The sequence below is a fragment of the Micromonospora sp. URMC 105 genome (assembly GCF_051386295.1).
Classification (GTDB): Bacteria; Actinomycetota; Actinomycetes; order Mycobacteriales; family Micromonosporaceae; genus Micromonospora.
The window spans coordinates 1-13,117 of sequence record NZ_JBPQTL010000131.1 but is presented as its reverse complement, the minus strand read 5'-3'; the positions used below and the strand labels follow the sequence as shown (position 1 = coordinate 13,117).

The 13,117-nt window shown below is 71.5% G+C and carries 10 protein-coding genes; 9 read left to right on the top strand and 1 reads right to left on the bottom strand.

All coding sequences use genetic code 11. From position 1 onward, the window contains the following. The 4 genes from ACSNN7_RS26765 to ACSNN7_RS26750 form a co-directional block, all read left to right on the top strand. A partial coding sequence (locus tag ACSNN7_RS26765; protein ID WP_436683758.1) for an ABC transporter permease occupies window positions 1-868 on the top strand: 868 nt, incomplete at its 5' end. A gap of 51 nt (window positions 869-919) precedes the next feature. Further along, on the top strand, window positions 920-1,924 hold the full coding sequence (locus ACSNN7_RS26760; RefSeq protein ID WP_436683757.1) for an ABC transporter substrate-binding protein: 1,005 nt from the start codon (window positions 920-922) through the stop codon (window positions 1,922-1,924). Between the two features lie 7 nt (window positions 1,925-1,931). Then, window positions 1,932-2,723 (top strand): ABC transporter ATP-binding protein, encoded by a 792-nt coding sequence (locus tag ACSNN7_RS26755; RefSeq protein WP_436683756.1) that lies wholly within the window; start codon window positions 1,932-1,934, stop codon window positions 2,721-2,723. A gap of 194 nt (window positions 2,724-2,917) precedes the next feature. Beyond that, on the top strand, window positions 2,918-6,361 hold the full coding sequence (locus ACSNN7_RS26750) for a ThuA domain-containing protein (RefSeq protein ID WP_436683755.1): 3,444 nt from the start codon (window positions 2,918-2,920) through the stop codon (window positions 6,359-6,361). Here ACSNN7_RS26750 and ACSNN7_RS26745 read toward each other — a convergent pair. After that, on the bottom strand, window positions 6,348-7,259 hold the full coding sequence (locus ACSNN7_RS26745; RefSeq protein WP_436683754.1) for a LysR family transcriptional regulator: 912 nt from the start codon (window positions 7,257-7,259) through the stop codon (window positions 6,348-6,350). The two genes, ACSNN7_RS26750 and ACSNN7_RS26745, sit on opposite strands and share 14 nt — an antisense overlap. A 35-nt stretch (window positions 7,260-7,294) precedes the next feature. Between ACSNN7_RS26745 and ACSNN7_RS26740 the strand changes: the two genes are divergently transcribed. The 5 genes from ACSNN7_RS26740 to ACSNN7_RS26720 all read left to right on the top strand — a co-directional run bounded on the left by ACSNN7_RS26740 (window position 7,295) and on the right by ACSNN7_RS26720 (window position 13,070). Next, window positions 7,295-8,026, top strand: a complete 732-nt coding sequence (locus tag ACSNN7_RS26740) for a succinate dehydrogenase cytochrome b subunit (RefSeq protein WP_436683753.1) — start codon at window positions 7,295-7,297, stop codon at window positions 8,024-8,026. Between the two features lie 2 nt (window positions 8,027-8,028). After that, window positions 8,029-9,966, top strand: a complete 1,938-nt coding sequence (locus ACSNN7_RS26735; protein ID WP_436683752.1) for a fumarate reductase/succinate dehydrogenase flavoprotein subunit — start codon at window positions 8,029-8,031, stop codon at window positions 9,964-9,966. Then, window positions 9,963-10,724, top strand: a complete 762-nt coding sequence (locus tag ACSNN7_RS26730; RefSeq protein ID WP_436683750.1) for a succinate dehydrogenase/fumarate reductase iron-sulfur subunit — start codon at window positions 9,963-9,965, stop codon at window positions 10,722-10,724. Before ACSNN7_RS26735 ends, ACSNN7_RS26730 begins: the two co-directional genes overlap by 4 nt. A 211-nt stretch (window positions 10,725-10,935) precedes the next feature. Beyond that, window positions 10,936-12,120 carry a zinc-dependent alcohol dehydrogenase gene (locus ACSNN7_RS26725; RefSeq protein WP_436683749.1) on the top strand — a complete coding sequence of 395 codons (1,185 nt, stop codon included), beginning with the start codon at window positions 10,936-10,938 and terminating at the stop codon, window positions 12,118-12,120. Continuing rightward, the gene (locus ACSNN7_RS26720; RefSeq protein WP_436683748.1) at window positions 12,117-13,070 is read left to right on the top strand and encodes an SDR family NAD(P)-dependent oxidoreductase; all 954 of its coding nucleotides are present in this window, start codon (window positions 12,117-12,119) and stop codon (window positions 13,068-13,070) included. Before ACSNN7_RS26725 ends, ACSNN7_RS26720 begins: the two co-directional genes overlap by 4 nt. The last annotated feature ends 47 nt before the right edge of the window (window positions 13,071-13,117 follow it).

Below are 13,117 nucleotides of genomic sequence, written 5' to 3'. Positions count from 1 at the left end.
GGCCACGGGTGCCGCCGGCCCACCCCCGGCGGCACCCGTGGCCGCCGATCCCGAACCGGCGCCCCGGTCCCGCGCCGCCCGACGGCTGGCCGCGGCGGCCGAGGCGCTCTGGCGGCCGCTCCTGCTGCTCGCCGCCGTCGTCGCCGTCTGGTGGTTCGTCTCCGCCCGCGGGTACGTGCCGAACTACCTCGTCCCCACCCCCGGGCAGGTCTGGACCACCACGGTCGAGCAGTGGCCGTTCCTGCTGCGCAACACCACCGTCACGCTCTACGAGACGGTCGTCGGCTTCGTGCTCGCCGCGCTGCTCGGGCTCGGCACCGCGATCCTGATCGCCTACTCCCGGACGATGGAACGGGCGATCTACCCGATCGTGCTCTTCGCCCAGGTGATCCCGAAGATCGCCATCGCCCCGCTGCTGGTGGTCTGGTTCGGCGTCGGTTTCGCGCCGAAGGTCATCCTGGCGGTCCTGATCGCCTTCTTCCCGGTGGTCATCTCCGGCGTGGCCGGGCTGCGCTCGACCGACCCGGAACTGATCGACCTCGCGGCCACCATGGGTGCCGGCCCCTGGCGCACCTTCCGCAAGATCCGCTTTCCGAACGCGCTGCCGCACCTGATGAGCGGGCTCAAGGTCGCCGTCACCCTCGCCGTCGTCGGCGCGGTGGTCGGCGAGTTCGTCGGGGCCGACGAGGGTCTCGGCTACGTCCTGCTGCTCGCCAACGGCAACCTCGACGCCGCGCTGCTCTTCGCCGACCTGTTCCTGATGTCGCTGATCGGCATCGCGCTGTTCGTGGTGGTCGAGGTCGCCGAGGCGCTGCTCATCCCCTGGCACGCCAGCCGCCGCAGTGGTGTGCCGCTGACCACCTCCTGACCCGTCCCGCCCACCACCCGACCACCGTCCGCACCGCTGCTGGAGGCACCCATGAAACGTCTCGCGTACGCCGGCGCCGCACTGCTGCTGCTCCTCCCGATGGCGGGGTGCGGCGACTCCGCCGGCCCGGCGACGACCGCCGACGGGAAGAAGAAGGTCACCCTCACCCTCAACTGGGTGCCCTACGGCGAGCACGCCCCGTTCTACTACGGACTGAAGAAGGGCTTCTACGCCGACGAGGGCATCGAGCTGGAGATCAAGGCCGGCGGCGGCTCCGGCAAGACCATCCAGGCGGTGGCCCAGAAGCAGACCGACTTCGGCTGGGCCGACACCCCGCCGCTGCTCAAGGCGATCGGCACCGGGATGAAGGTGAAGAGCGTCGGGGTCTTCCTCCAGAAGGGTCCCGCCTCGATCGAGTTCCTCGCCGACAAGGGCATCAGCAAGCCGGCCGACCTCAAGGGCAAGACGGTCGGCGGCACCCCCGGCGACGCGCTCTACGCCACCTTCCCCGGCTGGCTGAAGGCCAACGGCCTGGAACCGGCCGACGTCAAGGTGGTCAACCTGGACGCCGCCGGCAAGATCGCCGCGCTCTCCGAAGGGCGGGTCGACGCCATCCAGGGCTTCTTCCACGACCAGGGGCCGACCATCGAGGCGAAGACCGGCAAGCAGGTCGACCACCTGCTCTACGCCGACTGGGGGATGAACCTGCTCGGCACCGGGCTGGTGGTCAACGAGGCCACCCTCGGCGGGGACGCCGCGCTGGTCGGCTCGTTCGTCAAGGCCACCCAGCGCTCCTGGACCGAGGCGGCCAAGGACATCCCCGGAGCCACCGACGCGATGGCCGAGCTGGCCGAGAACGAACCGGCCAAGGAGGTGCTGGTCAAGCAGCTCACCCTGGCCGTGCCGCTGCTGGACACCGGCGCCGGCGGCGTGCCCGGGGTGAACGCGGAGGCGAAGTGGACCGAGACGATCGGCCTGATGTCGAAGTACGCCGAGCTGAAGGACGCCGGCCCGGCCGCCACCTACTGGGACGCCTCGCACGCCGGGAAGGGGTGAACCGGCGATGACCCCCGCCGCCACGGTCACCGGCACCGCCGTCGACCTGACCGACCTGACCGTCCGGTTCGCCTCGAAGCGGTCCCGGACCACCGCCGTCGACAACGTCACCCTGCGCGCCGAGCCCGGCGAGTTCGTCACCATCGTCGGCCCCTCCGGCTGCGGCAAGTCCACCCTGCTCAAGGTGGTCGCCGGCCTGGTCCGGCCCACGTCGGGGTCGGTGTCGCTGCTGGGCCGCCCGGTCGCCGGCCCGCAGAAGGACATCGGGTACGTCTTCCAGCGCGCCGCCCTGCTGGAGTGGCGCGGGGTACGCCGCAACATCCTGCTCCAGGCCGAGATGCGCGGGCTGGACCGCCGGCTCGCCGCCGCGCGGGCCGACGAGCTGATCGAACTGACCGGGCTGACCGGCTTCGAGGACGCCCTGCCGCACGAGCTCTCCGGCGGCATGCAGCAGCGGGTGGCGCTCTGCCGGGCGCTGCTGCACCAGCCCCGGGTGCTGCTGATGGACGAGCCGTTCGGCGCCCTGGACGCGCTCACCCGCGAGCAGCTCAACACCGAGCTGCACCGGATCTGGCGGGAGACCGGCACGACGATCCTGCTGGTCACCCACTCGATCGCCGAGGCGGTGTTCCTCGGCACCCGGGTCGAGGTGATGAGCCCCCGCCCGGGCCGGATCATCCGCACCCTGCCGGTGCAGCTGCCGCCGCAGCGGCGCTACGCCGAGGTGATGAGCGACGGGAGGTTCGACCGACTGGCCACCGAGATCCGGCAGCTGCTCGGCGCCGACGCCAACCACTGACCCCGCCCCGCCCGGCCGGCCTACCCCCGCCGGCCCGCACCGCGACACCGGACCGCCCGGTCGCCGACCTGCCCGGCGACCGGCGGCGCCGGGGCCGGCGCCCTTCCGCCCGTACCGCTGGTCGACGCCGTCGCGCGTCGGCGGCAGGACCCTGCGTGCCCCACCCCGCCCGTCCCCCACCGGGAGCGCCCGCAATGAGACGACGTCACCCCGTACCGCTGGCCCTGATCAGCATCCTCGCGCTGCTGATCGGATTCACCCCGACCCCGGCGCAGGCCGCGCCCCGTTTCCACGTCCTGGTCTTCTCCAAGGTCACGAACTTCTACCACGACTCGATCCCGGCCGGCATCGCCGCGATCCAGCAGCTCGGGGCCGACCACAACTTCACCGTCGAGGCGACCACCGACGCGGGCGCCTTCACCGACGCCAACCTGGCCCGCTTCGACGTGCTGGTCTTCAACAACACCAACTCCACGCCGACCTCCGGCGACCTGCTCAACGCCGGCCAGCGCACCGCCCTGCAGAACTACATCCGGGGTGGCGGCGGCTGGGTCGGGCTGCACGCAGCCACCGCCAGCGAACGCGACTGGACCTGGTACGAGGGACTGGTCGGCACCATCTTCGACTACCACCCGGACTTCTCCGCCACCGGCGGGACGTACCCGGGCCGGGTCAAGGTGCTCGACCACGCCCATCCCTCCACCACGGGCCTGCCGGAACTCTGGGAACGCTCCGAGGAGTGGTACAACTGGCGCACCAACCCGACCGGCAAGGTGCACACGCTCGCCCAGATCAAGGTGCGCGACGGCATCAACGGGCTGGACGAGGGGGTCGACCACGCGTACTCCTGGTGCCAGAACTACGACGGCGGCCGGTCCTGGTACACCGCCGGCGGGCACTCCTCGTCGTCGTTCGCCGAGCCGGCGTTCCTGGCCCACCTGCGCGGCGGCATCGAGTGGGCGGCCGGCGCGGTGCCCGGCGACTGCGGGGCCACGAAGACCAGCAACTTCCAGCGGGTGCCGCTGGTCACCGCCGACCTCTCCGACCCCTTCGAGCTGGCCGTCGCCCCCGACCGGCGGGTCTTCTACATCCAGCGCACCGGCGCGGTGAAGGTGATCGACCAGAGCACGCTCGCCGTCACCACGCTGATCGACTTCGCGTACACCTCGGATCAGACCAGCCAGTCCGACGGGCTGATCGGGATGACCCTGGACAACAACTTCGCCACCAACAACTGGCTCTACCTGCTCTGGTCGGACAAGACCCTCAAGCAGCTCAACCTCTCCCGGTTCACGGTGGCGAACAACGCGATCAGCCTCGCCTCGGAGAAGCGGCTGCTGACCATCCCGACGCTGCGCGGGGAGGCGCGGGCCAACTCGCACATGGGCGGCTCGCTGGCGATGGACCGCTCCGGCAACCTGTACGCCGCCGTCGGCGACAACATCGACCCCTTCGAGTCCAGCGGCTACACCCCGATCGACGAGCGCGCCGGGCGGCGGGCCTTCGACGCGCAGGGCACCTCCGGCAACACCAACGACCTGCGCGGCAAGATCCTGCGCATCCGGCCGCAGGCCGACGGCACGTACACCGTCCCGAGCGGCAACCTCTTCACGCCGGGCACCGCGAAGACCCGGCCCGAGGTGTACGCGATGGGCATGCGCAACCCGTTCCGGATCACCGTCGACCCGGTCAGCAACGCGCTGCTGGTCGCCGACTACGGGCCGGACGCCCGGGCGGCCGACCCGAACCGGGGTCCGGAGGGGACGGTGGAGTTCAACCGGATCACCAGCGCCGGCAACTACGGCTGGCCGTACTGCGTGGGCAACAACATCCCGTTCAACGACTACGACTTCGCCACCTCGACCTCGGGGGCGAAGTTCAACTGCGCGGCGCCGGTGAACAACTCGCCGAACAACACCGGCCTCACCACCCTGCCGGCCGCCCGCTCCGCGCTGGTCTGGTACGCCTACTCGGCCTCCACCCAGTTCCCGGAGGTGGGCACCGGCGGTGGCGGGCCGATGAGCGGCCCGGTCTACGACCACGACCCGGCCAACCCGCGGATCAGCAAGTTCCCCGCGTACTTCGAGGGGAAGTGGATCGTCTACGAGCTGACCCGCAAGTGGTTCAAGACGATCTCCACGCACACCACCGCGCAGACCTTCAGCAACGCCCGGTTCGGCCCGACGAAGGTCGGTGACCTCCAGTCGATCAACGGGATCTTCGGGGACATGTCCTGGGTGCAGCCCTTCGAGGCCGAGTTCGGCCCGGACGGCTCGCTCTACGTCATCGACTTCGGCGCGGGCAGCGGCAGCGGGCGGGGCGGCAGCAACGAGGGCGCCGGGATCTACCGGATCGACTACGTCGCCAACGGCCGGCCGCCGGTGGCGAAGGCGACCGCGAACCGGGACAACGGGCCGGCCCCGCTGGCGGTCACCTTCTCCAGCGCCGGCTCCGCCTCGGGCGACGGCGGGCCGATCAGCTACGCCTGGGACTTCGACGGCAACGGCACCACCGACTCCACGGCGGCGAACCCGAGCTTCACGTACACCACCAAGGGGCGGTTCACCGCCCGCCTCACGGTCACCGGGACCGGCGGGGCGACCGCGGTGGCGACCACCGAGATCACGGTGGGCAACACCCGGCCGGTGGTGACGCTCAGCGTGCCGAACGGCGGATTCTTCGACTTCGGCGACCGGATCCCGTACACGGTGACGGTCACCGACCCGGAGGACGGCGTCATCGACTGCTCCCGGGTGGTGGTGCAGAGCCAGCTCGGCCACGACTCGCACACCCACCCGCTGGACAACTACACCGGCTGCTCCGGGGTGGTGCTCACCGACGGCGGGGCCGGCGACGGGCACGGGCCGGGGCAGAACCTCTACACGGTGCTGACCGCGCAGTACACCGACGGCGGGGCGACCGGCGTGCCGGCGCTGGTCGGCTCGACGAAGTCCGAGCTGCAGACCAAGAGCAAGGAGGCGGAGCACTTCGACGCCCAGAGCGGGATCAGCGTGCTGGACCGGTCCACCGCCCGCGCCGGGAAACGGATCGGTGACGTCGACCACGGCGACTGGATCAACTTCGGGCCGGTCAACCTCGCGGGCATCGGCTCGGTGACGGTGGGCGCCAGCTCCGGCGGCCTCGGCGGTGACGTGGAGTTCCGGGCCGGGTCGCCGACCGGGACGCTGCTCGGCAAGGCCACCATCGGCAGCACCGGCGGTTGGGACAACGTGGTCTCGCCGACGGTCGGGCTGACCAACCCCGGCGGCACGACCACGCTCTACCTGCGGTTCGCCAACGCCGCGCAGACCGGGGGCACGCCGGATCTGCTCTCGCTGGACTGGCTGCGCTTCAACGGCGCCGGGGTGAAGCAGGAGACCGGCGGCTCGGTGGGTGCCACCGCCACGCCGAGCACCGGCACCGCGCCCCTGACGGTCGCCTTCTCCAGTACGGCGACCGCGCCGTCGGGCCGTACGGTCGCCGACCGGGAGTGGGACTTCGGGGACAACTCGGCGGTGGTGCACGGGGCCACGGCGAGCCACACCTACGCCCGGAAGGGGACGTACACGGCGCGGCTGACGATGACCGACAGCGCCGGCTGCCCGATGTCCACCTCCGTGACGATCACGGTGGGCTGAACCGACCGGTGGCGTCGTGCACGTACTCCAGCAGTATCCGGCGCAGCTCGCGCCCGGCGTGGGTGGGGACGACGTCGCGGCGGCGGGCCACCGCGATGGTCCGCCGGACCCCCGGTGGGGCCAGCCGGGTGACCCGGATGCCGGCCCGGCGGGCGACCACGATGCCCGGCACCAGCGCGGCACCGAGCCCGGCCTCGACGAAGCTGAGCACGGCGTCCATCTCGCCGCCGTCGACCGAGATGGTCGGCTCGAAGCCGGCGTCCCGGCACGCCTGGAGGGTGGCGTCGCGCAGGTCGTAGCCCTCGCGGAACATGACGAGGGGCTGGTCGCGCAGGTCGGTGATGCGGAGCTGACCGTTCTCCCGGGCGGCGGGCAGCGGGTCCACCGACGCGACGACGAGGCTCTCCCGCAGGATCGGGTCGACGCGCAGCCCCGGGTCGATGCCCTGGGCGGGCATGATGATCAGCGCCAGGTCGAGGTCGCCGCGGAGCAGGTCGCGGACCAGGTCCTGCGAGCCGCCCTCCTCCACCCGCAGGTCGACGGTGGGGTGGGCGTCGCGGAAGCGGCGCAGCACCGGAGGCGCGAGCGAGGTGGCCAGGCTCGGAGTGGCACCGAGACGGACCCGGCCCCGGCGCAGCCCGACCAGCTCCTGCACCTCGCGGGTGGCGGTGTCCACGTCGGCGAGGATCCGCTTGGCCAACGGCAGCAGCACCTCGCCGGCCGCGGTGAGGGCGATGTTGCCCCTTAGCCGTTCGAAGAGCGGGGCCCCCAGGTCGGTCTCCAGGGCGTGAATTTGCTTACTCAGTGAGGGCTGCGTGATGCCGACCAGGTCGGCGGCTTGGGTGAAATGTCGTACTTCTGCGACCGCCACGAAGTACTTGAGCTGATGGAGCTGCATCTACATAGCTTATGGCTATCAAGACTGCGAGGTCGATGCATTGGACGACTGATCGAAGTGCTCCTAGCGTCGGTCAGGTGGTAATCACGAAAACTCGGTCGCCCATCCGCTCGAACGTCGGCCTGAAGGCCGTCATGGCGGTGACGGGCATCCTCCTGGTGCTCTTCCTCATCGTGCACATGCTGGGGAACCTGAAGATCTTCACGGGGGAAACCTCGTTCGACCACTACGCGCACTGGTTGCGAGACATCGGCTCGCCGCTGCTGCCCCACACCTGGTACCTGTGGATCCAGCGGACCGTGCTCACCGTCGCCGTGGTGGCGCACATCGTCGCCGCCACCGTGCTGGCGCGGCGCGCCCGCGCCGCCCGCCCGGTGAAGTACGCCCACCGCAAGAAGGTCCAGGGCAGCTACGCCGCGCGCACGATGCGCTGGGGTGGGGTGATCATCCTGCTCTTCGTGATCTACCACATCCTGGACCTGACCACCGGTCACCTGAACCCCCAGGGCGATCTCAGCAACCCGTACGGCAACGTGGTCGCCGACTTCGCGCCGGAGCGCTGGTACGTCACGCTCTTCTACACCCTGGCGATCGTCACCGTCGGCTTCCACCTGCGGCACGGCATCTTCAGCGCGCTGCGCAGCCTGGGCCAGCAGACGCCGCAGGGCGAGCGCCGCAACCGGGCGATCGCGCTGGTCGTCGCCGTCGGTCTCTGCGTCGGCTACCTGGTGGTCCCGTTCGCCGTACTCACCGGATTGGTGTCCTGACCATGGATCTCTTCACCGAGGGCGACCCGATCGCCGACACCAAGGCACCCGAGGGCCCGATCGAGACCCGCTGGGACCGCCGCCGCTTCGAGGCCAAGCTGGTCAACCCGGCCAACCGCCGGAAGATGACCGTCATCGTGGTGGGCACCGGCCTGGCCGGTGGCTCCGCCGCGGCGACGCTGGCCGAGCAGGGCTACCGGGTCAAGTCCTACTGCTACCAGGACAGCCCGCGGCGGGCCCACTCGATCGCCGCGCAGGGTGGCATCAACGCCGCCAAGAACTACCGCAACGACGGCGACTCGGTGCACCGGCTCTTCTACGACACCGTCAAGGGCGGCGACTTCCGCTCCCGGGAGTCGAACGTGCACCGCCTCGCCGAGGTCTCGGTCAACATCATCGACCAGTGCGTGGCGCAGGGCGTGCCGTTCGCCCGCGAGTACGGCGGCCTGCTCGACACCCGCTCCTTCGGTGGCGCGCAGGTGCAGCGGACCTTCTACGCGCGGGGCCAGACGGGCCAGCAGCTGCTGCTCGGCGCGTACCAGGCGCTGGAGCGGCAGATCGGCCTGGGCAACGTGGAGATGAACGCCCGGCACGAGATGCTGGAGCTGGTCGTCGTCGACGGCAAGGCCCGGGGCATCGTCGTCCGGGACCTGGTCACCGGCGAGATCAGCACCGAGATGGCCGACGCGGTCGTGCTCGCCTCCGGCGGCTACGGCAACGTCTTCTACCTCTCCACCAACGCCAAGGGCTGCAACGTCACCGCCACCTGGCGGGCGCACCGCAAGGGCGCGTACTTCGCCAACCCCTGCTACACGCAGATCCACCCGACCTGCATCCCGGTCTCCGGCGACCACCAGTCGAAGCTGACCCTGATGAGCGAGTCGCTGCGCAACGACGGCCGGGTCTGGGTGCCGAAGGCCAAGGGCGACGACCGCGCGCCGCGCGACATCCCCGAGGACGAGCGGGACTACTACCTGGAGCGGATCTACCCCTCCTTCGGCAACCTGGTCCCCCGGGACATCGCCTCCCGCGCCGCGAAGAACGTCTGCGACGAGGGCCGGGGCGTCGGCCCGACCAAGCTCGGCGTGTACCTCGACTTCGCCGACGCCATCAACCGGCTCGGCCGCAAGGCGATCGAGGCGAAGTACGGCAACCTCTTCGAGATGTACGAGCGGATCACCGGCGAGGACCCGTACGAGGTCCCGATGCGGATCTACCCCGCCGTGCACTACACGATGGGCGGCCTCTGGGTCGACTACGACCTCCAGTCGACCATCCCGGGCCTGTTCGTGATCGGTGAGGCGAACTTCTCCGACCACGGCGCGAACCGGCTCGGCGCCTCGGCGCTGATGCAGGGCCTGGCCGACGGCTACTTCGTGCTGCCCAGCACGATCGCCAACTACCTGGCCGCGGGCCCGCTCGACAAGGTCGACGCCAGCCACCCCGAGGCGATCGCGGCCCGCCGCGACGTCGAGGACCGGATCACCCGGCTGCTGGCCGTCAACGGCGACCGGACCGTGGACTCGTTCCACCGGGAGCTGGGCCAGATCATGTGGGAGCACTGCGGCATGGAGCGCAGCGAGGCCGGGCTGCGCAAGGCCATCGACGAGATCCGTACGCTGCGCGACGAGTTCTGGCAGCGGGTGCGGGTGCCGGGCGACGGCGAGGGGCTCAACCAGTCGCTGGAGAAGGCCGGCCGGGTGGCCGACTTCTTCGAGCTGGCCGAGCTGATGTGCATCGACGCGCTGCACCGCGAGGAGTCCTGCGGCGGCCACTTCCGGGCCGAGCACCAGACCCCGGACGGTGAGGCGCAGCGCGACGACGACCGGTTCGCCTACGTGGCGGCCTGGGAGTACACCGCCACCGGCGAGCCGGTGGTGCTGCACAAGGAAGACCTGAAGTTCGAATACGTCCACCCCACGCAGCGGAGCTACAAGTGAACCTGACCCTGCGCATCTGGCGCCAGTCCGGCCCCGAGGACAAGGGTCGGATGGTGACGTACAAGGTCGACGACGTCTCCCCGGACATGTCGTTCCTGGAGATGCTCGACGTGCTCAACGAGCGGCTCATCCTCGCCGGCGAGGAGCCGGTCGCGTTCGACCACGACTGCCGCGAGGGCATCTGCGGCATGTGCGGTCTGATGATCAACGGCGACGCGCACGGGCCGCAGCGCGGCACCACCGCGTGCCAGCTGCACATGCGGCAGTTCTCCGACGGCGAGACGATCGACATCGAGCCGTGGCGGGCGCGCGCCTTCCCGGTCATCAAGGACCTGGTGGTCAACCGGGGCGCCTTCGACAAGATCATCGCGGCCGGCGGGTACATCACCGCCCCGACCGGCAGCGCCCCCGAGGCGCACGCCACGCCGGTGGCCAAGGCCAACGCGGACGCCGCCTTCGAGTCGGCCGCCTGCATCGGCTGCGGCGCCTGCGTGGCGGCCTGCCCCAACGGCTCCGGCATGCTCTTCACCGCCGCCAAGCTCACCCAGCTCTCGCTGCTGCCGCAGGGCCAGCCGGAGCGCTACACCCGGGTGATCGGCATGGTGGACGCGCACGACGAGGCGGGCTTCGGCGGCTGCACCAACGCCGGTGAGTGCACCGTGGTCTGCCCGAAGGGCATCCCGCTGAACACCATCGGCCGGCTCAACCGCGACTACCTGACGGCCACCGCGAAGGGCGCCGGCACCCCCGGCTCCTGACCGCGGCGCGGGTCCGCCCGCACGGCACCGCACCGACCGCCGTACCCCGCCCGGGGTGCGGCGGTCGGCGTTTTTCCGGGGGTACGCCGGGAAGGCAGCACCGGCGCGGGGACGAGCCGCCGGGTGCTCCGGGCGCGGGCTCTGCGCACCGGTTCAAGCCGCCCGCTCGGGGTAGCAGTCCCATGGACGGCACCGAGAGGGGACAGCTGGCATGAAGGCACTGACCTGGCACGGTAAGCGTGACGTCCGGGTGGAGGAGGTACCCGACCCCCGGATCGAGGAACCGACCGACGCGATCGTCCGGATCACCTCCACCGCGATCTGCGGCTCCGACCTGCACCTCTACGAGGTGCTCGGGCCGTACCTGAAGCCGGGCGACATCCTCGGGCACGAGCCGATGGGCGTCGTCGAGGAGGTCGGCCCGGGGGTGACCCGGCTCAAGCCGGGCGACCGGGTGGTCGTCCCCTTCAACATCTCCTGCGGCGACTGCTGGATGTGCCGGCGGCAGCTCTACGCCCAGTGCGAGACCACCCAGGTCACCTCGGAGGGCAAGGGCGCGGCACTGTTCGGCTACACCTCGCTCTACGGCTCGGTCCCCGGCGGCCAGGCCGAGTACCTGCGGGTCCCGCACGCCCAGTTCGGCCCGGTCAAGATCCCCGAGACCGGCGCCGACGAGCGCTACCTCTACCTCAGCGACATCCTGCCGACCGCCTGGCAGGCGGTGAAGTACGCCGACACCCCGCCCGGCGGCACCCTGGCCGTCTTCGGCCTCGGCCCGGTCGGCCAGTTCTGCGCGCGCATCGGCCGCCACCTCGGCGCCGGCCGGGTGATCGGGCTGGACCTGGTGCCGGAGCGGCTGGAGATGGCCCGCCGGCACGGCATCGAGACCCTCGACGTCAGCGAGCTCGACGACGTGCCGACCACGCTGATCGACCTGGTCGACGGGCGCGGCCCGGACGCGGTGATCGACGCGGTCGGCATGGAGGCGCACGGCGCCCCCGCGGGGAAGCTGGCCCAGACCGCCGCCGGGCTGCTGCCGGACAAGCTGGCCCAGACCATGACCGACAAGGTCGGCGTGGACCGGCTGGTGGTGCTCAAGGCCGCGCTCAAGGCGGTCCGCCGGGGCGGCACCGTCTCGATCTCCGGCGTGTACGGCGGCGAGGTGGACCCGATGCCGCTGATGGAGATGTTCGACCGGGGCATCCAGCTGCGGATGGGACAGTGCCACGTACGCCGCTGGACCGACGAGATCCTGCCGCTGCTCTCCGGCGGCGACGACCCGCTGGGCGTGGAGGACCTGCGTACCCACCGGGTGCCGCTGCAGCGGGCGCCGGAGGCGTACGAGATGTTCCAGAAGAAGCAGGACGGCTGCGTCAAGGTCGTGCTCGCGCCGTGAGCCGGGTGGTGGTGGTCACCGGGGCGACCAGCGGCATCGGCCGCGCGGCCGCCCGGGAGTTCGCCGGGCGCGGGGACCGCCTGGTCCTCGCCGCCCGCTCCCCCGCCACCCTGGCCGAGGTACGCCGCGAGTGCCGGGACGCGGGCGCCGAGGTGCGCGAGGTGCCCACCGACGTCACCGAGCCCGGCGCGCTCGACGCCCTGGCCGAGGCGGCGGTACGGGAGTTCGGCCGGATCGACGTCTGGGTGCACACCGCGGCGGTGATGGCGTACGGGCGGTTCGAGGAGATCCCGGCGGAGGTCTTCGAGCAGGTGGTGCGGATCGACCTGCTCGCCTCCGCCGGGGTGGCCCGGGTCGCGCTGCGGCACTTCAAGGCCGCCGGCGGGGGCACCCTGATCCTCACCGGCTCGGTGCTCGGGCACATCACCGCGCCCTACATGAGCGGCTACGTGACCAGCAAGTGGGGCCTGCAGGGCCTGGCCCGCACGTTGCAGCAGGAGTCGCGGGACCTGCCCGGGGTACACGTCTGCCTGGTCACGCCCGGCAGCGTCGACACCCCGGTCTACCAGCAGGCGGCGAACTACCTGGGCCGGCAGGGCCGGCCACCGCTGCCGATCACCACTCCCGAGCGGGTGGCCCGGGCGATCGTGGACTGCGCCGACCGGCCCCGCCGGGAGATCTCGGTCGGCCGGATCAACGTCTTCATGCGCTTCGGCTTCACGGTGCTGCCCGGCGTCTACGACGCTCTGGTCGGCCCGCTGATGCGCTGGGGCGGGCTCACCGACCGCCCGGTGCCACCGCACGAGGGCGCGGTCTTCGCCCCCAACCCGGCCGGCGAGGCCCTCCGCGGCGGCTGGCTCCCCGACCTGCCCCGCCTGGCCCGAGCGGTAGGCAACACCGCGACCGCAGCCCTCACCGCCGGCACCACCGCCCTCCGCCGCCTCCGCTGACCCCACCCCACCCTCCGGCCGCACTTTCACGGAAAGCGTGGCCATTC